Source organism: Streptomyces sp. NL15-2K, from assembly GCF_030551255.1.
Lineage (GTDB): Bacteria > Actinomycetota > Actinomycetes > Streptomycetales > Streptomycetaceae > Streptomyces.
On the sequence record NZ_CP130630.1, the window covers coordinates 7340173 to 7357905 of the forward strand.

At 70.0% G+C, this 17733-nt stretch carries 16 protein-coding genes; 7 read left to right on the forward strand and 9 right to left on the reverse strand.

The features are described 5' to 3' along the window. Positions 1 to 124 precede the first annotated feature (124 nt). A complete protein-coding gene (locus tag Q4V64_RS33220; RefSeq protein ID WP_124439554.1) occupies positions 125 to 838 on the reverse strand; it encodes a hemolysin III family protein in 714 nt (237 codons plus the stop codon). Between the two features lie 296 nt (positions 839 to 1134). Here Q4V64_RS33220 and Q4V64_RS33225 point away from each other — a divergent pair, with 296 nt between their 5' ends. Then, complete coding sequence (locus Q4V64_RS33225; protein ID WP_124439553.1) at positions 1135 to 2967, forward strand: phosphoenolpyruvate carboxykinase (GTP); 1833 nt, start codon at positions 1135 to 1137, stop codon at positions 2965 to 2967. Between the two features lie 132 nt (positions 2968 to 3099). On the opposite strand, the gene Q4V64_RS33230 is transcribed toward Q4V64_RS33225, so the two are convergent. The 6 genes from Q4V64_RS33230 to Q4V64_RS33255 form a co-directional block, all read right to left on the reverse strand. After that, positions 3100 to 3702: a hypothetical protein gene (locus tag Q4V64_RS33230; protein WP_124439552.1), complete on the reverse strand. Its 603-nt coding sequence runs from the start codon at positions 3700 to 3702 to the stop codon at positions 3100 to 3102. Then, positions 3689 to 5245: a VWA domain-containing protein gene (locus tag Q4V64_RS33235; RefSeq protein WP_172629152.1), complete on the reverse strand. Its 1557-nt coding sequence runs from the start codon at positions 5243 to 5245 to the stop codon at positions 3689 to 3691. Before Q4V64_RS33235 ends, Q4V64_RS33230 begins: the two co-directional genes overlap by 14 nt. 8 nt (positions 5246 to 5253) lie before the next feature. Beyond that, entirely contained in the window at positions 5254 to 6432 is a 1179-nt protein-coding gene (locus Q4V64_RS33240) for a toxic anion resistance protein (protein ID WP_124439551.1), read from the reverse strand. Between the two features lie 13 nt (positions 6433 to 6445). Further along, on the reverse strand, positions 6446 to 7519 hold the full coding sequence (locus Q4V64_RS33245; RefSeq protein ID WP_124439550.1) for a substrate-binding domain-containing protein: 1074 nt from the start codon (positions 7517 to 7519) through the stop codon (positions 6446 to 6448). Between the two features lie 334 nt (positions 7520 to 7853). Beyond that, entirely contained in the window at positions 7854 to 8276 is a 423-nt protein-coding gene (locus Q4V64_RS33250; protein ID WP_124439549.1) for a hypothetical protein, read from the reverse strand. A gap of 116 nt (positions 8277 to 8392) precedes the next feature. Continuing rightward, positions 8393 to 9604 (reverse strand): pyridoxal phosphate-dependent aminotransferase, encoded by a 1212-nt coding sequence (locus tag Q4V64_RS33255; protein ID WP_124439548.1) that lies wholly within the window; start codon positions 9602 to 9604, stop codon positions 8393 to 8395. Between the two features lie 126 nt (positions 9605 to 9730). On the opposite strand from Q4V64_RS33255, the gene Q4V64_RS33260 reads away from it, so the two are divergent. Both Q4V64_RS33260 and Q4V64_RS33265 read left to right on the forward strand, forming a co-directional pair. Next, entirely contained in the window at positions 9731 to 10525 is a 795-nt protein-coding gene (locus Q4V64_RS33260; RefSeq protein ID WP_124439547.1) for a hypothetical protein, read from the forward strand. Between the two features lie 169 nt (positions 10526 to 10694). Continuing rightward, on the forward strand, positions 10695 to 11591 hold the full coding sequence (locus Q4V64_RS33265) for a serine protease (protein ID WP_124439546.1): 897 nt from the start codon (positions 10695 to 10697) through the stop codon (positions 11589 to 11591). Between the two features lie 4 nt (positions 11592 to 11595). Here the strand turns inward: Q4V64_RS33265 and Q4V64_RS33270 are convergent, their stop codons facing one another. After that, complete coding sequence (locus Q4V64_RS33270; protein WP_124439545.1) at positions 11596 to 13203, reverse strand: D-aminoacylase; 1608 nt, start codon at positions 13201 to 13203, stop codon at positions 11596 to 11598. Positions 13204 to 13267: 64 nt separating this feature from the next. Continuing rightward, a complete protein-coding gene (locus Q4V64_RS33275) occupies positions 13268 to 14533 on the reverse strand; it encodes an amino acid deaminase (RefSeq protein ID WP_124439544.1) in 1266 nt (421 codons plus the stop codon). A 137-nt stretch (positions 14534 to 14670) separates the two neighbouring features. On the opposite strand from Q4V64_RS33275, the gene Q4V64_RS33280 reads away from it, so the two are divergent. From Q4V64_RS33280 to Q4V64_RS33295, 4 genes are all read left to right on the forward strand, one after another. Beyond that, positions 14671 to 15882, forward strand: a complete 1212-nt coding sequence (locus Q4V64_RS33280) for a sugar kinase (RefSeq protein ID WP_253266897.1) — start codon at positions 14671 to 14673, stop codon at positions 15880 to 15882. Then, a complete protein-coding gene (locus Q4V64_RS33285) occupies positions 15879 to 16643 on the forward strand; it encodes an IclR family transcriptional regulator (RefSeq protein ID WP_124439542.1) in 765 nt (254 codons plus the stop codon). The genes Q4V64_RS33280 and Q4V64_RS33285 overlap by 4 nt, the downstream gene beginning before the upstream one ends. Continuing rightward, entirely contained in the window at positions 16640 to 17053 is a 414-nt protein-coding gene (locus tag Q4V64_RS33290; protein ID WP_124439541.1) for a RidA family protein, read from the forward strand. The genes Q4V64_RS33285 and Q4V64_RS33290 overlap by 4 nt, the downstream gene beginning before the upstream one ends. A 75-nt stretch (positions 17054 to 17128) precedes the next feature. Then, positions 17129 to 17674, forward strand: coding sequence for a hypothetical protein (locus Q4V64_RS33295; protein WP_124439540.1), 546 nt, complete (start codon positions 17129 to 17131; stop codon positions 17672 to 17674). Positions 17675 to 17733: the final 59 nt, after the last annotated feature.

Sequence of the window (17733 nt, forward strand, 5' to 3'; positions counted from 1 at the left end):
AGCGAAAGTGTCCATGAAGTGAGAGTAGCTCTCAAAACATAGAGACTGTCAATCGCTACTGGCTCCCGGCATGCAAAAAGGGCCACGGCTCGGAAGCCGTGGCCCTGGAAAGGTGCGAAGCGATCTACGGGTGCTGGTACGCCACCAGCGAGATCCCCACGTAGTGCACCACGAACGCCGCCAGCGTGAACGAGTGGAACACCTCGTGGAAGCCGAACCAGCGAGGTGACGGGTTCGGTCGCTTGATGCCGTAGATCACCCCGCCCGCGCTGTAGAGGAGGCCGCCCACGATCACCAGGACCAGGACCGCGATGCCGCCGGTGCGCATGAAGTCGGGCAGGAAGAATACGGCCGCCCAGCCCATCGCGATGTAGCAGGGCGTGTAGAGCCAGCGCGGGGCGCCGACCCAGAAGACGCGGAAGATGATGCCCGCCGCCGCGGCGCCCCAGATGCCCCACAGCAGCCACTGTCCCTTGGCGCCCGGCAGGAGCAGCATCGTCAGCGGCGTGTAGGTGCCCGCGATGATCAGGAAGATATTGGCGTGATCCAGTCGGCGCAGAACGCCGTCCATTCGCGGGCTCCAGTCGCCCCGGTGGTACAGCGCGCTCACGCCGAACAGCAGGCAGGCGGTCAGGGCGTAGATGCCGCAGGCGAGGCGGCCTCTGGGGGAGTCGGCGAGGGCGGTGAGCGCCAGGCCCGCTATGAGTACGGCCGGAAACATGCCGAGGTGCAGCCAGCCACGGAGCTTGGGCTTGACGGGATGCGGCAGCGGGAGCGCGACAGGACCGCGGCCGGCGGCCGGCGTGTCCGTGGGCGCATCGGGGACGGACGCAGTCATGCGGGGCATCGTACCTACGGAACCGTAAGTTACGGACCGGTGTGCGAACAAGAGTGGCCATCGTCTCACGGACAGGAGTGGCCGTCATCTCCCGGGAGTTGAAGCGCTTGTGACCGCTCTCTGAAGCGGACGTGGCCAGCCTCACGTTCGCTCACCTGTGAGGCCCTCTGGACAGATGGGCACTCTCGTCGGATGATCAAATGAGTGCGGTCGGCACCGGATGAGCGCCCAAGATCGCATCCGGGTCGCAGCCCCCACGGGGCCTCCAACAAAAAATCCCTCATTTAGGAGCAATCGTGGCGCGCGACATAGCGGCTCCCCCTGTCGTTCCCACCACCCACAAGGAACTGATCTCGTGGGTGAACGAGATCGCAGAACTGACGCAGCCGGACAGCGTGGTCTGGTGTGACGGATCCGAGGCCGAGTACGAGCGACTGTGCGAAGAGCTCGTGGCCAAGGGCACCTTCAAGAGGCTCGATCCGATCAAACGCCCCAACTCCTACTACGCCGCCTCCGACCCGACCGACGTCGCGCGCGTCGAGGACCGGACCTTCATCTGCTCCGAGAAGGAGGAGGACGCGGGCCCGACCAATCACTGGAAAGCGCCTTCCGAGATGCGGGAGATCTTCCAGGGCTCCGACGGTGAGGGCGGCATCTTCCGCGGTTCGATGCGCGGCCGGACGATGTACGTCGTCCCGTTCTGCATGGGCCCGCTGGGCTCGGACCTCTCCGCGATCGGCGTCGAGATCACCGACTCCGCCTACGTCGCCGTGTCCATGCGCACCATGACCCGCATGGGTCAGCCGGTCCTGGACGAGCTGGGCTCCGACGGTTTCTTCGTGCGTGCCGTGCACACGCTCGGAGCACCGCTGGAAGAGGGCCAGGAGGACGTCCCCTGGCCGTGCAACAGCACCAAGTACATCTCCCACTTCCCCGAGACCCGCGAGATCTGGTCCTACGGCTCCGGCTACGGCGGCAACGCCCTGCTCGGCAAGAAGTGCTACGCCCTGCGCATCGCCTCCGTCATGGCCCGCGACGAGGGCTGGCTCGCCGAGCACATGCTCATCCTCAAGCTCACCCCGCCGCAGGGAGAGTCCAAGTACGTCGCCGCCGCCTTCCCGAGCGCCTGCGGCAAGACCAACCTCGCCATGCTGGAGCCCACCATCTCCGGCTGGACGGTCGAGACGATCGGCGACGACATCGCCTGGATGCGCTTCGGCGAGGACGGCCGCCTGTACGCCATCAACCCCGAGGCCGGGTTCTTCGGCGTCGCGCCCGGCACCGGTGAGCACACCAACGCCAACGCGATGAAGACGCTGTGGGGCAACTCGGTCTTCACGAACGTGGCGCTGACCGACGACAACGACATCTGGTGGGAGGGCATGACGCAGGAGACTCCGGCCCACCTGACGGACTGGAAGGGGCGCGACTGGACCCCGGACTCGGACGAGCCCGCCGCCCACCCCAACGCCCGCTTCACCGTCCCCGCCTCCCAGTGCCCGATCATCGCGCCCGAGTGGGAGGACCCCAAGGGCGTGCCGATCTCGGCGATCCTCTTCGGCGGACGCCGCGCCAGCGCCGTACCGCTGGTCACGGAGTCCTTCGACTGGAACCACGGCGTCTTCCTCGGCGCCAACGTGGCCTCCGAGAAGACCGCCGCTGCCGAGGGCAAGGTCGGCGAACTGCGCCGCGACCCCTTCGCCATGCTGCCGTTCTGCGGCTACAACATGGGCGACTACATGGGCCACTGGGTCGACGTCGCCAAGGGCAGGGACCAGTCGAAGCTGCCGAAGATCTACTACGTCAACTGGTTCCGCAAGAACGACGAGGGCAAGTTCGTCTGGCCCGGCTTCGGCGAGAACAGCCGCGTCCTGAAGTGGATCGTGGAGCGCCTGGAGGGCAAGGCGGAGGGCGTCGAGACCCCGATCGGCATCCTGCCGACCAAGGAGGCCCTGGACACCGACGGCCTGGAACTGGCCGGCTCCGACCTCGACTTCCTGCTCACCGTCGACAAGGAAGTCTGGCGCGAGGAGGCCGCCCTGGTCCCCGAGCACCTCAACACCTTCGGCGAACACACGCCCAAGGAGCTGTGGGACGAGTACCGCGCGCTGGTGCAGCGCCTGGGCTGAGACAGCCCTCCCCACCTCGTGCACCAAGGACCGGCGAGGTTCCGTACAACGGCGTGCGGGATCCCGGGCCTGTCGTCACCTCCCCGTCCGCCCCGACGGGAGGGAGGTGACGACAGGCCCTCGCCTGTGCGCTCACTTCGAGCGGTCCTCCAGGTACCGCGTGTGCGACTCCTGCCGCCGCGCCTCGGTCTCGCGCACCGCCGCGGCCAGCTGTTCGGCCTCCTGGTGGAGGAGCGTGAGCTGCTTCTCGAGATGCCGTTCCGGTGGCTCCTGCCCCGGCGCCAGCCGCGTCCACCACCGCGTCCGTACGAACGTGTCGACCGCCTCCGGCACGTCCTGCCGTACCGCCCGGGACAGCGCGTGCACGCTCTCCGGGTCCTGGGCGAGGATCTCGGTGACCCAGCCGGGGTCCAGCAACGCGGTCAGCAGCTCGGTCAGCTCGGTGAGCCGGCCCGCGGCGGCGGGCGGCAGCTCGACGTTCGCCAGATAGCCCCTCAGCCGCTCGAAGTCGGCCCGCACCTCGTCGAGCTGGGCGGAGGGATCCGGGAAGTCGGGCAGCGGCGGCCGCTCCGGCGGGGCGATCAGCGCACCCGCCCCGTACAGACCGGCGACGACCACGGGCCAGTACGGCCCCGCCACGCCCCCGAAGGTCAGCACCACGCCGACCAGCCCGCACGCGCTCCCGGTGATGTTCTTGCGGGACTCGAGAAAGCCGAGGAACTTACTGGTAGCCACGGATCTCCTCGAAGGCGCCGTCCAGCGAGCCCTGCTGGGCGTCGAAGAGGCGGCCGCCGGTCAGCTCGGCGATGTGCTCCAGTTCGGACTTGTCGGAGTCGCCGAAGAGGATGGGGAAGACGGGGATGTCCTGGAACGTGCTCCTGAGCCCCGTGTAGAAGCGCTCGAAGTGCTCCGCGTCCTCGCCCGTCGTGTTCTCGCCGTCCGTCATGAGCACGATGGACGAGAACGTGTCACGGTCGACGGACAGATGCTCGTACGCCGCCTCCAAAGACGTGTAGATCGCGGTGTCGCCCTGGGCGGTGAGCGCCTCGGTGTCGCGGCGGATCGCGTCGAGGCCGGTCCGCGGATCGGCGGGGTCCACGACATGCGTCCGTACGCTCTTCACCGCCGACCCGAACGGCATCAGCGTGACCTCCTCGCGCTCACGGAAGTCGCTGGTGAGCCCGGTGAGCGCCGTCTTGAGCCGCTCCAGCCGGTCCCCCTTCATCGAGCCCGAGGTGTCCAGGACGTACACGGTCGTGGACGGGCGGCGCAGCTCGTTCTCGTAGGAGTCGAGCAGGCCGTCGGCGACGGACCGGCTGCCGGGGAAGGGCAGCTCGCGCCGGCGGTCGGTGTCGAGACCGGCCGCGGGCGCCACGGAGGCGACGACCGGGCGGCGGTGCGTGCGCTCGCTGATCTCCCGCTGGATCTCCGGCGTGCGCAGGGCCTCGGTCAGCCGGCGCACGTCCTCGCGGGTGGCGGCCTTCGTGGCCGCGAGGGAGGAGAGCGGGTAGTCGGCGGTGACGACCCCGTCGCGGGGGCGGATCACGGTGAGCCCGGGGATGCCCTTGAGCACGGACTCGTAGTTGAGCAGGGCGTCCACGTTCCCGCGCCGCTCGTAGGCGGTCGCCAGCCAGCCCGACGAACCCGACGTCAGCTTCTGCCCCTGGAAGAACTCCTTCAGCCGGGGCGTGGCCTTGGTGACGTCCGCGTCCGTGAGCGCGGACTGGGCGCCGGAGAGGGCGGAGGCGACCGAGACGAGCGTGGAGAAGCCGGAGTTGGAGCGGGCCGGGTCGGTCATGCCGTACGTCAGCTTCCCGTCCTGGACGGCCTGCTCGATCCGGGACCAGGTGACGTCGTCCGGCTGCCAGCCCAGCTTCAGCACGGTGGCCGTCTTCACCCCGATCGCGACCGGGCTCGACATGACCGGGGTCTCGGAGACCACCTTCTTCGCCGCGTCGGGACGCAGGCGCAGATAGTCGTTGGACGACAGCCACAGAGCGTCGTACCGCCCGTCCGCCGTGCCCTTCGCCAGCAGCTCCACGGCGTCCAGGGTGCCCATGTAGGTGGGCCGGACCTTGATGCCCGTGTCCTTCTCGACCCGGTCCAGAACCGGGGTCATGTCGCTCAGCTCGCTGGAGGCGAGGACGCGGAGGGTGCCGGGCTCGGGGGCGGCGGGGTCGTCCGGCTTCTCCCCCGTGGTGCAGGCGGTCAGCAGGGCGATCGCGGCGACGGCGACGGCCAGGGGGCGTCGCAGGCCTCGTCCTGTGCCTGGTCCCATGCCTCGTCTCATGTGAGCCCGCCTTCCAGCGCGCCCTGGGACCGGCTGCGCTCCAAGTACGTGCTCGCGTTCTGGAGTTCGGAGGTCAGGGACTCCACGGTGGCCGCCATCGCCTCGGTCGCCTGGACCTTGTAGGTGTCGATGGCGTCGAGGGTGCGGTAGATCTGCTGGAAGGCGGTGCGCAGGGTGTCGGCGCCGACGGCCGGGTCGGCGGCGATCCGCTGGATCTCCCCGCTCTGGGTCGCCAGCATCTCGGCGTTGCCCCGGATCAGATCCTCCGTCGTCCCGCGCAGGGCGTTGACCTGGTCGACGACCTTCTTCTGGTTGTCGAGCGCGGAGGCCAGCATCACGGAGATGCGCAGCGCGGACACGGTGGTCGTGGCCGCCCGGTCGACGCCCTTGATCAGCTCCTCGTTGTTGCGTCGTACGACGTCCATCGCGAGGTAGCCCTGCGCGCACACCGCGAGCTGGGTGAGCAGGTCCTGGTGCTTCTGCCGGACGGGGAAGAGCACGTCCGCCCGGAGACTGTCGCCCTGCTGCGGGTCGGTGGACTCCACACCGGTGATGTGCTGCTCCACGGCCGTGTCCAGGGCCTCGGTCAGCACGACGTACTCCTGGAGCTTGCCCATGGTCTCCCACAGACGGACCCGCTCGGTCTGCAACGCGGCGTTGTCACGCCGCAGTTCGTCCTGCCCGCCCCGCAGCGACCCCACGATCTTGGTCAGTGTCCCCTGCGCGGAGGCGTACTTGGCGACGTGGTCGCGCAGCTTGTTGCCACCGGGCAGCCGGGACAGGAACTTCCGTCCCTTGGCGGCGGGCAGGTCCCGCGGATCCAGGTCCTCCACCACCCGCCGGAGTTCGACGAGCGAACCCGCCACCTGGGACTGCGCGTCGCCGCCCTTGGCCGGCAGGCTGCGCACGGTCCGCTCCAGCATGCGGTTGGACTGTGCGGCGGCGCTGCGCATCTCCCCGGCGCCCAGTGCGGTGATCTCCCCGACCTTGCCGGCGAACTCGGGGGAGCGGGCGTCGAGGGCGGCGAGGCCCTCGACGTACGCGGAGGCCTTCTTGGCCATGTCCGTACGGACGCCCTCGTCGACGGGGACGAGTCCGCCGGCCTTCTCCCGGGGTACGGGCGTGACGGCGTCGGGCGGGGTGAGAGTGAAAGTGTCGTCGGTGTTGTCGGTCATGTGCGGTTTCCCCCTATCCGCGCGCCCGGCGCGCCATCTCGTGCAGCACCTCGGAGGTGGGCACGGGCGCCTGCCGGATGCCGGTCAGCTTCTGGTTGAGGTACGCGGCGTGGGCGCCGGTGGCCTTGGTGAACTCGGCGGTGGCGCCCTGCGGCCGGAACCCGTGCCGGACGGCCAGTTCGCGCAACTCCGGGTCGTTGCTGAGGAGTTCACCGAACGCGCGACCGTTGTCGGTGAGCGGTACGACGGTGTGGTCGCTGTTGGCGGTGGTGTCCGGGTAGAGGACGGTGAGGTCGTCGAAGCTCTGCTTGTCATGCAGCAGGGCGGCGACCTGGGACTCGTAGACGAGCACGAGCGGGTTGCCGGCGCCGCTGACGAAGTCCCGGAAGGCCGCGTCCGTGCTGGACTGCTGGGCACCCTGGACGCTGACCAGCTTGCGCATCAGCGGCGCGGTGCGGTCGACGTCGGCCTCGCTCGCGGCCACCTTGCCGCCGGCGGCGACGTAGGAGGTGGCGGCGAGGTAGAGGGCGCCGGAGTTGGAGGTCTCCGGGTCGGTGGTGGCGATGTAGAGGGTGCCGGTCAGCTCGCCGTACTTCTCCGCGCCCTTGAGCTGCTGCCAGGTCCGGTCGCGTTCGGCGGCGTCGAGGTAGGCGCCCATCTTGAGGGTGCCGCGGTTCTTGTCGAGGACGGCGAGCCCGTTGTCCGCGAGCACCTCGGCGGCGCCGCGGTGCGCCAGGACGACGAGCGGCGAGTAGAAGGGCACGGGCAGGGGCTGCCGGGCCTTGTACTTCGCGGCGAGTTCGTCGGCGGGCGCCTGGCTGGACGGGAAGGCGAGGTCGTAGCCCTTGAGGTCCAGGCCCTCCATGGCCCAGGACCCGGAGGTCTCGGCCTGCACGGTGTAGCCCTTGGCGGCGAGGGCCTTCACCACGTCGGGATCGGCGAAGAACTCCGCCTTCTCCGATCCGATCATTGCGCGCACGGTCTTCGTTGCCGTGCTCTTGTCCCCGTTGTCCCGGCCCGCTACGACGGCTGCCACCACTCCGCCGACCAGCAACACCGCAAGGACGATTCCTGCGATTCGTCTCACGTCGGGGAGCGTGCTCGCGGAACCCAACATTCCCAGGCGAATCCGGTGAACGGGGGGTGGCCACGCGGACCCGGTATGCAACAGGAATGCGCCATTCCGCTGTGACGCGGGTCAGCCACCCCTCTCCGCCGCGACGGCGCTCAGCCACGACGGCGTCTTTCGGCGGTGCCGAACAAGCGCGACCCGTACGGTGGCCGAGGGCGCCTCGAAACCAACGCCCAATCGAAGCCCCGGCTCAAGCCAACGCAGTGCATGGCACCCGGTCCGCGCGTCGCTGCGGGTGCGCGCGGACCGGGGCCGATCGGGGGGTGCCCTTCTCGGGGCTCGGTGAGGGTCAGTGGGACGCGAGTTCGCGGGGCTCCAGGGCTGCCGCGTGTGCGTCCATGCGCTCGGCGGAGAGGATCGCCGCCGCGGTGTCGGCGCGGGAGGCCGCGACGACCAGGGCTCGGCCCGCCAGCGCATGCGCCCGGCGGTGTACGGCCGTGAGATTCGACTGCCCGCCGACCGTCGTGAGTGGCGCCCGGGCCGGCGCACGTCCTGCCCGCAGCCGGGTCACCTGCTCGGCGAGCCGGCCGGCCGCGGTGTCCAGGTCGGCGGACGGCGCCAGCGCGCGCAGCTCGTCCGTGACGGCGAGCAGCGCGGCGAGATGGGCCGCGAGCTGGATGTCCAGCTCTTCCTCGCGGGAGCGGTGCGGGAAGTCGGAGGTGGTGTCGGCCATCGTGCTGTGGACCGACTTGGTGCGGATCGGTTCGTACATGGGATGGCCTCCTGTGCTGTCAGGAAGCCATCCTAGCTTAGATCTCGTCTAAAGTTGAGTGACTCACAAAACAGGATCGCGTGCACACGTAGGGTGAACGGCCTGCCCCTCGGTCTTCACGGCTGGCTGTAACCGTCCAGGAAGTTCCCGATCCGAGTGATCGCCGATCGCAGGTCCACCGTGGTCGGCAGGGTCACCACGCGGAAGTGGTCCGGCTCGGGCCAGTTGAAGCCGGTGCCCTGGACGACCATGATCTTTTCCTGGCGCAGCAGGTCCAGGACCATCTGCCGGTCGTCCTTGATCTTGAAGACCTCGGGGTCGAGGCGCGGGAAGAGATACAGCGCCCCCTTCGGCTTCACACAGGTCACACCGGGGATCTGGGTCAGCAGCTCGTGCGCCACGTCCCGCTGCTCGCGCAGCCGCCCGCCGGGCAGGACCAAGTCGTTGATGGTCTGCCGCCCGCTGAGCGCGGCGACGACCCCGTGCTGGCCCGGCATGTTCGCGCACAGCCGCATGTTCGCCAGGATCGTCAGGCCCTCGATGTACGAATCGGCGTGCGCGCGCGGCCCGGAGATCGACATCCACCCGACTCGGTACCCCGCCACCCGATACGCCTTCGACATGCCGTTGAAGGTCAGGGTCAGCAGATCCGGGGCGACCGCCGCGGTCGGCGTGTGCGTGGCATCGTCGTAGAGGATCTTGTCGTAGATCTCGTCGGAGCAGACCAGCAGGTTGTGGCGGCGGGCGATGTCGGTCAGCCCGCGGAGCATCGCCTCGTCGTACACGGCCCCCGTCGGGTTGTTGGGGTTGATGATGACGAGGGCCTTGGTGCGGTCGGTGACCTTCCGCTCCACGTCCGCGAGGTCGGGCATCCAGTCGGACTGCTCGTCGCACCGGTAGTGGACCGCCGTACCACCGGACAGGGACACCGCCGCGGTCCACAGCGGATAGTCGGGCGCGGGAACGAGCACCTCGTCCCCGTCGTCCAGCAGCCCCTGCATCGCCATCACGATCAGCTCGGAGACGCCGTTGCCGATGAAGACGTGCTCGACGTCCGTCTCGATGCCGAGGGTCTGGTTGTGCATGACGACGGCCCGGCGGGCGGCGAGGAGCCCCTTCGCGTCGCCGTAGCCATGGGCCGACGACACGTTCCGGAGGATGTCCTCCAGGATCTCGGGCGGACACTCGAACCCGAAGGCGGCCGGATTCCCGGTGTTCAGCTTGAGGATGCGGTGCCCTGCCGCTTCCAGGCGCATCGCCTCCTCGAGAACCGGGCCCCGGATCTCGTAACAGACGTTGGCGAGCTTGGTCGACTGGATCACCTGCATGTCTGGGAGCTTACGGCCCGGTAACGCATCGTGGGCGGTGTTTTCCACCACGTGAGACGCGTCGGTTTGGGTGGATATGGCCGACGGGTGTCCCAGTAACCCCTCCCGTCTCTACAATGCGCGGCCATGTCCAGCCCACCGGAGTACGAAAACGGGGCGTACGGCGCCAATGGTGCGACCGGCGCCCACGGCGCGAGCGCGGGCGACGGGCCGTGGGAGGTGCCGAACGTGTACCACCCGCTGGCCGAATCGATGCCCGCGTACGAGGGATACGCCGATCCGGCGGCCGCGCACGGCTGGCAGAACGCGTACGACCAGACGAGTGAGCTGCCCGCGATCGGCGAGACGGGCGAACTGCCGCCGGTCGGTGAGACGGGCGAACTGCCTCCGGTCGAAGAGATCGGCGAACCGCCGACGGTGGCCGACGACGAGCCGGTGGTGGCCCGTGGTGCCGGCCCTGGCCGGCGGCGGGCGCGACGGAAGCCGAGCCGTTGGCGGTCGCGCCGCGCGGTGGTCGCCGCCGGTGCGGCAGGCGCGGTGTCCGTGGCGGCGCTTATCGCCGGGTTCTCGTTGGCGGGGTCCTCCTCGGACGGTCCGAAGGTCAAGGAGGGCGGTACGCGGACGGCGCCGGACGAGTCCACCGGCCCGGTCGGCTCCTCGTCCGCAGGCGGACCAGGGTCTTCCGGTGCCCCGGACACCGCGGGGCCGGAGGGTGCGGCGTCAGCGGGAGCCGACACCTCGAAGGGCGCCGGCTCGCCGGACGAGAAGGAGTCCGGGGAGCCCTCGGCCACGTCGTCCACGGACCCGACCAGCACGACCACCCCGAACCTCACCTCCACCGCCTCCGCGTCGGGCGGCTCAGCCCCGGGCAACTCCGAAGGCAAGGGGCGGGGACCGGGCGCCACGAAGAAGCCCAGGTAGTTCCCTCCCGCGAAAGCCCGCGAAAGCCCGCGGAAACCCGCGAGAACCCGCCAACTCCCGGCCTGAAACAACTCCTTGCCCCCACGCGCCCCTCCATTAACAATGCGCATGACAAGACTGCGGGTGGCCGGAAGATCTCCGGTCACCTTCGTCGTACGGAGGGGACCCCATGAGAAAGCCTCTCGTCGCCGCGCTCTTCGCCCTGGTGATCGCCGGGGCGGGCGCGGCGCCCGCGGTAGCGGCACCCGAGCCCGCCGCACCGGCGGCATCCGCCGCCTCCGCGGCATCCCCGGCCAAGGCGGACACACGGTCGGCCGCGTCGCCCACGCTCCAGGCCGTCACCCTCGCCGGAACCGTCGCGCTCAGCAACTGCTCCGGCTCGGTCGTCCGTTTCCCGAACTCCCTGGACACCGCCCCCGCACTGGTGCTCACCAACGGGCACTGCCTGGAGAGCGGCTTCCCGGAGCCGGGTGAGGTGATCGTCAACCAGGCGTCCAGCCGCACCTTCGGCCTGCTCAACTCCGCCGGCACCCGGGTCGCGACCCTGCGCGCCAACAGGATCGCCTACTCGACGATGACCGACACGGACGCCACGATCTACCAGCTCACCACCACCTACGCGGCCATCCGGAGCTCGTACGGCATCAGTCCGCTGACCGTCCAGGCAACGCACCCCACCGCCGGCACCGCGATCACCGTCGCCTCCGGCTACTGGAAGCGGCTCTACAACTGCAACATCGACGGGTTCGTGCACACCATGAGGGAGGGCGACTGGACCTGGAAGGACTCGGTCCGTTACACCTCCGCCTGCGACACCATCGGCGGCACCTCGGGCTCGCCGGTCGTCGACCAGGCCACCGGCAACGTCGTCGCCGTCAACAACACCGGCAACGAGGACGGCGAGCGCTGCACGGTGAACAACCCGTGCGAGGTCGACGCCAGCGGCAACGTCACCGTCCACCAGGGCATCAACTACGCCCAGGAGACCTACCAGTTCCCGGCCTGCTTCACGACCCGCAACGTGCTCAACCTGAGCGCCTCCGGCTGCGTCCTGCCCAAGCCGTAGGGACTCAGGCGGTTCTCCTCACCGCCCGCCCCGCCAGCACGTCCGTCCGGCGGCCGTCCTCGATGACGAAACGGCCGTCGATCAGGACGTACGGGATGCCCGTCGGCAGCACGCGCGGGTTCTCGAAGGTCGAACCCGCCGCCACCGTGGCCGGGTCGAACAGCACGAGGTCCGCCTTGTAGCCCTCGCGGACCAGCCCGCGGTCCGGCAGGCGCAGCCGGGCCGCCGGGCGTGCGGTGAGGTGGGCGACGCACTCCTCCAGCGACAGCACCCCCAACTCCCGTACGTACCGGCCGAGATACTGCGGGAACGTGCCGTACGCGCGCGGATGCGGCTTGCTGCCCTGGAGGATGCCGTCCGAGCCGCCGGTGTGGACGGGATGCCGCATGATCGCCCGGACGTTCTCCTCGTGGCCGACGTGCTGGAGGATCGTCGAGCCGAGCCGGTCGTCGAGGAGAAGCCGACGGGCGGTGACCCAGGGAGCCTCGCCGCGCAGATCGGCGGACTCCTGGACCGTACGGCCGACGTGGTCCGTGAGGGCCGGGTCGGTCACGCCGGAGATCTCGATCGTGTCCCACTCGACGGGCACCCCGTGACAGCCGTCCGCCCCCACGACCTCCAGGTGGTGCCGGATGCGCCCGGCCGTCTCCTCGTCCGTCAGCCGCTTGAGGATCTCCTCCGGCCCGCCCTCGCCCGCCCAGCTCGGCAGCAGCGCGGCCAGCGTGGTGGAGCCCGGTGTGTAGGGGTAGGTGTCGAGGCTGATGTCGGCTCCGGCGGCCAGCGCCTCGTCCAGCAGGGACAGCAGCTCGGGCGCGCGGCCCTTGTTCACGCCGAAGTTCATGGTGGCGTGCGCCAGGTGGAGCGGGCAGCCGGCCTCCCGGGTCAGGGCGACCATCTCCTCGTACGCCTCCAGGGCGCCCGCCCCGTACGAGCGGTGATGGGGGCAGTAGTAGCCGCCGTACTCCGCCACCACCCGGCACAGCTCGGTCAGTTCGGCGTCCTTGGCGTACATGCCGGGCGTGTAGGTCAGCCCGGACGACATACCGACCGCGCCCTGCTCCATGCCCTCGGCGACCAGCTGCCGCATGCGGTCCAGCTCTTCGGGCGTGGCCTCCCGGTCCTCCCATCCGACGGCGAGGGCGCGGACCGTGCCCTGGGGGATGAGATAGGCCGCGTTCACGGCGATCCCGCGATCCAGCCGGTCCAGGTACTCGCCCACCGACCGCCAGTCGAAGTCGATGTCGTCGCCGTACCCGTTCCAGCCGGTGATCGCCCGGCGCACCTCGGCGAGCGTACGGTCGTCGACCGGCGCGTACGACAGCCCGTCCTGGCCGATGACCTCCAGGGTGACGCCCTGCGCGGCCTTGGCGCTGTGGTCCAGGTCGCGCAGGAGGGCCAGGTCGCTGTGGGCGTGCATGTCGATGAAGCCGGGGGAGAGGGCGAGTCCCTCGGCGTCCAGCTCCCGCCGCGCTTTGGGGCGTTGGCAGCCCGCCGCCGCGGCCTCCTGGACGATCGCGACGATCCGGCCGCCGTCCACGACCACATCGGCGCGGTACGACGGACCGCCGGAGCCGTCGACGACGTCGGCGTCCCGGATGACGAGCTCTTCCATGACCGGCCCTCTCTCCAGAGCCCTCTACAGGTCTCTACAGCTCTCTACAGGTCTCTACAGCTCTCTAGAAGAACGTGCGGATGTAATCGACGACCGTGCCGTCCGCCTCGGCGACCGGAATCAGCTGCCACTTGTCGAAGGACGTGCAGGGGTGGGACAGACCCAGTCCCACCCAGTCGCCGACTTCCAGGTCCGCCCCGGGGGAGGTGCGCAGCCATGCGTGCTGGTCGGACAGGGCGGTCACCTCGATCCCGGTGGCGGGGCACTCGACGCCGTCCCGGCGGACGACCTGGGCGAAGGGCAGATCGAGGTCGTACGCCGCGTCCCGCTTGCCCGCGTTGAGGAAGGCCTGCTCGGCGGAGGGCCGGGACACCACCTGCGCCCAGAGACGGAAGGCCGGTTCCAGCGCGCCCTCCTGGGGGACGCGGTTGAAGGGGGTGATCTTCTTGTAGTGGCCGTCGTCGTGGGACACGTACGCGCCCGAACGCAGCAGCTTCAGGACGGGAGCGGACAGTTCGGGGATCTCGGCGAAGACGTCGGCCACCGCGTCGAACCAGGCGCTGCCACCGGCGCTGACGGCGATTTCCTCCGCGTGTGCGAACCGCCCCGCCTTGTCGAAGTCCACGGCCAGGGCGACCAGCCGCCGCAGCCAGGCGTGCACCCGCTCGGGGTCGGCCTGCGGGACCTCGCCCTCGTAGCCGGCGACGCCGACGAGGCGCAGGGTGCGCGTGGCCGCCACCGCGTCGGCGACCGTCGCGCACTCCGCCTCGGTACGGACGCCGGTGCGGGCGCCTTCGCCCGCGGCGAGCTCGACGACGACGTCGAGGGGGCGGTCGGCTCCTCGCAGCGCCGCGTCCATGAGGTCCACGCCGCGCACGGAGTCGACGTAACAGATGAGGCGGAAGCCGGGGTCGGCGTCCAGCTGGGCGGAGATCCAGCGCAGGGCGGCCGGGTCGACCAGCTCGTTCGCGAGGAAGACCCGCTGGACGCCGAACGCCCGCGCCACCCGCACCTGGTGCGGCACCGCGAGCGTGATGCCCCACGCCCCGCGGTCGATTTGGCGCCGGAAGAGCTGCGGTGCCATGGAGGTCTTGCCGTGCGGGGCGAAGGCGAGGCCGTGGCGGGCCGCGTACGTCTCCATGAGCTTCAGGTTGTGCTCCAGGCGCTCGGCGGAGAGCGCGAGTACGGGGGTGGCGAAGCCGCCGGTGAAGAGGTTGCGGCGCTGAGCGGCCAGCTCGCCGACGGTCAGCCCGTCGGCGTCCGGCGGGAGACCCTTGAAACGGTGGTCGAGGCGTTCCTCTGCGAGGCGGGCGAGCGCTTCGACGGCCATGGAGCCTCCCTGGTTCGATGCGTTGCGTATTCTGCAACGCTCATTGCGTATATCGCTTACCGCTGTCTAACATCACGGCCAACGCGGGGTCAACGGAGCCGCCGCCACTCGCGCGAGGACGAGGAGCTAGGACCATCGTGACCCCCACGGGACCCTGCACCGCCCCCGACGTCGTGGACGTCGTCGCGCTCGGCGAGTCCATGGTCACGTTCCTGCCCTCCCGCCCGGGCCGCCTCGCCGACGTACCGTCCTTCGAGCGCGGGATCGGCGGCGCGGAGTCGAACGTGGCGTGCGGGCTGGCTGCCGCCGGGCATCCGGTGAGGTGGGTCAGCCGGGTCGGCGCGGACGCGTTCGGCGACCATCTGGTCGAGGCGATCGGTTCCTACGGCGTCGACGTCACGTCCGTACGACGGGATCCGGCGCGCCCGACGGGCGTGTACTTCCGTACGGCGGGGGACAGGGCGACGGACGCGCACGAGGTGGCGTACTACCGGGCGGGGTCGGCGGCGTCGGCGATGTCCGTGCAGAACGTGGACCTCGGGGCGGTACGGGCGGGACGGGTGCTGCACCTTTCCGGGATCACGGCGGCGCTGTCCGGGGGGTGCCTGGACCTGCTGCGCGAGCTGACGGCTCCCGGGGAGGGCCGCCCACTCATTTCGTTCGACGTGAACCACCGGCCTGGTCTGTGGCGGGACACCGACGGGCCGCGGGTCCTGCTGGAGCTCGCGCGGGGGGCCGACATCGTGTTCGTGGGGGAGGACGAGGCGGAGGAGGCCTGGGGGGTTACGGGTGGGCCGGAGGCGATCCGGGGGGTATTGCCGGAGCCGTCAGTATTGGTGGTAAAGGAGGGGGCGCGTGGGGCGACGGTGTTCGAACGCGAGGACGCGGGCGCGGCGGTGGGTGCGTATGGCGCGCAACCACGCCGTCATGCTGCGGGCATTCGTGCCGCCTGGGGCGGCTCCCGACCCAAAGAGGGGCGGCACCCCGCAGCGCCGGGCCGCGCGACCCACCCCCGGCCAGCGCCGGCGCAGGGCACCGCACAGTCAACGCCCACCTTCGTCCCGGCCCCCCAAGTGGGCGTAGTCGCAGCGGTCGGCGCCGGCGACGCCTTCGCCGCCGGCTTCCTCTCCGCCACTCTCCGCGACCTCCCCATGAAGGACAGAATCCGCCACGCCCACCTCTGGGCCGCCGCCACCCTCACCACCCCCGACGACCTCGCCACACCCCCCACCCGACCCCACGCCGACCGCCTGGCCGCCCTCGACGACGCCGCGTGGGGGACACTTCGACTCGGCCCCGGCTGGACACAGACTGCAGGCCGGGCCGACGAGGAGGTACGCACACCATGAGCCAGACCGTCGACCGCGCGCTGAGCATCCTGCCGCTGCTCGCCGAGGGCCCCGCCGACCTCGGCCAGGTCGCCGACCGCCTCGGCGTGCACAAGTCCACCGCGCTCCGCCTCCTGCGCACCCTGCACGAGCACGGCATGGTCTACCGCCAGTCCGACCAGCGCTACCGCCTCGGCGCCCGGCTCATCGCGCTCGCCCAGGAGGCCATGGAGAACCTCGACATCCGCGAGATCGCCCACCCCCACCTCGTACGCCTCAACGAACAGTGCGGACACACCGTCCACCTCGCCGTCTACGAGGAGGACGAGGTCCTCTACATCGACAAGGTGGAGAGCCGCTACCCCGTACGCATGTACTCGCGGATCGGCAAGCCCGTCGCCATCACGGTCGCCGCCGTGGCGAAACTCCTCCTCGCCGACCTGCCCGAAGCCGAGCGCCGCGCCCTCGCCGACAAGCTCGACTACCCCCTGTACACAGCCCGTTCGACCCCCAACGCCCCCGCTTTCCTGCGGGAGCTGGAGAAGGTGCGCGAACAGGGCTGGGCCACCGACCTCGGCGGCCACGAGGAGTCCATCAACTGCGTCGCCGCACCGATCCGCGGCGCCGACGGCCGGGTCGTCGCCGCGATGTCGGTCTCCGCGCCGAACGTCGTCGTCACCGCCGACGAACTCCTCACCCTCCTCCCACTGGTGCGCCGTACGGCGGACGCCATCAGCGGCGAGTACTCAGGCAAGAGCCCCGTCAAGGAAGTCACCTCATGACCGAGAAGATCGCCCTCACCCCGAAGACGCACACCACCCCGCCCGCGAAGTTCTCGCACGGCGTGAAGAAGGGGAACATCCTTCAAGTCGCCGGCCAGGTCGGTTTCCTCCCCGCCGAGGAGGGCAAGCCCCCGACGCCCGCCGGCCCCACCCTGCGCGAGCAGACCCTGCAGACCCTCGCCAACGTCAAGGCGATCCTGGAGGAGGGCGGCGCGAGCTGGGACGACGCGATGATGATCCGCGTCTACCTCACGGACGTGGACCACTTCGCCGAGATGAACCAGATCTACAACGCATACTTCGAGGAGCAGGGCCTCACCGCGCCTCCGGCCGCCCGTACGACGGTCTACGTGGGCCTCCCCGCCGGGCTCCTCATCGAGATCGACGCGCTCGCCGTACTGAGCGTGTAAGCCGCATGTAGGCGTCTGATAACGAAGTAGGGGCTGGCTGTGTCCCACACAGGATCTTCGACCATACTGCCCGGTGTGGAGCAGCGCATAGGTTCGAGCAGCCAGCCCCTGGAGGGCGCCGGATTCGACCCGGCTTTCATCCCCGGGCTCACGTCGCCCGTGACCGAGGAGCCGAAGGACACGAAACCGGCCGAGGAAAAGGACCTCGAGTCCGAGGACATCGAATCCAAGGACATCGAGTCCGACGACATCGAGTCCGACGACATCGAGTCCGAGGAGGCGGAGTCCGAGGTCGAGGAGCAGGAGGCGCCCGCCGATGAGGAGGAGTCCTCCGACGGCCCCGTCTTCGAGGCCGCCGACCGTCGAGCGAAGATCGTCGCCGACCACAAGGGCGTACGGCTCGCCCTGGACGACCAGGAGTGCGAGTTCCGCTGGGCAGAGATCGGCGCGGTCGAGACGGAGTCCCCCCGCTTCGGCAAGCGGTACACCATCACGGTGCACACCCCTGACCGCCGCTGGTACCCGATCGAGATCGAGGCGACGGCCAGGGCGCGCTTGAAGGAGTGGGACGAGCAACTGGACGCGGTCCTTGACGCCTACTTCGACGAGAACGCCGAGTAGTCAAGGGGCGCGGGGAACCGCGCACCTAGAAGATCACTGAAAATGTTGCGGGTTCTGGC

What these genes read in the sequence shown, in the direction of transcription:
- Q4V64_RS33270 (WP_124439545.1), bottom strand. Translation starts at nt 13,203, where the DNA reads ATGGAAGAGCTCGTCATCCGGGACGCCGACGTCGTCGACGGCTCCGGC.
- Q4V64_RS33275 (WP_124439544.1), bottom strand. Translation starts at nt 14,533, where the DNA reads ATGGCCGTCGAAGCGCTCGCCCGCCTCGCAGAGGAACGCCTCGACCAC.
- Q4V64_RS33220 (WP_124439554.1), bottom strand. Translation starts at nt 838, where the DNA reads ATGACTGCGTCCGTCCCCGATGCGCCCACGGACACGCCGGCCGCCGGC.
- Q4V64_RS33240 (WP_124439551.1), bottom strand. Translation starts at nt 6,432, where the DNA reads ATGACCGACAACACCGACGACACTTTCACTCTCACCCCGCCCGACGCC.
- Q4V64_RS33235 (WP_172629152.1), bottom strand. Translation starts at nt 5,245, where the DNA reads ATGGGACCAGGCACAGGACGAGGCCTGCGACGCCCCCTGGCCGTCGCC.
- Q4V64_RS33250 (WP_124439549.1), bottom strand. Translation starts at nt 8,276, where the DNA reads ATGTACGAACCGATCCGCACCAAGTCGGTCCACAGCACGATGGCCGAC.
- Q4V64_RS33290 (WP_124439541.1), top strand. Translation starts at nt 16,640, where the DNA reads ATGACCGAGAAGATCGCCCTCACCCCGAAGACGCACACCACCCCGCCC.
- Q4V64_RS33255 (WP_124439548.1), bottom strand. Translation starts at nt 9,604, where the DNA reads ATGCAGGTGATCCAGTCGACCAAGCTCGCCAACGTCTGTTACGAGATC.
- Q4V64_RS33260 (WP_124439547.1), top strand. Translation starts at nt 9,731, where the DNA reads ATGTCCAGCCCACCGGAGTACGAAAACGGGGCGTACGGCGCCAATGGT.
- Q4V64_RS33265 (WP_124439546.1), top strand. Translation starts at nt 10,695, where the DNA reads ATGAGAAAGCCTCTCGTCGCCGCGCTCTTCGCCCTGGTGATCGCCGGG.
- Q4V64_RS33285 (WP_124439542.1), top strand. Translation starts at nt 15,879, where the DNA reads ATGAGCCAGACCGTCGACCGCGCGCTGAGCATCCTGCCGCTGCTCGCC.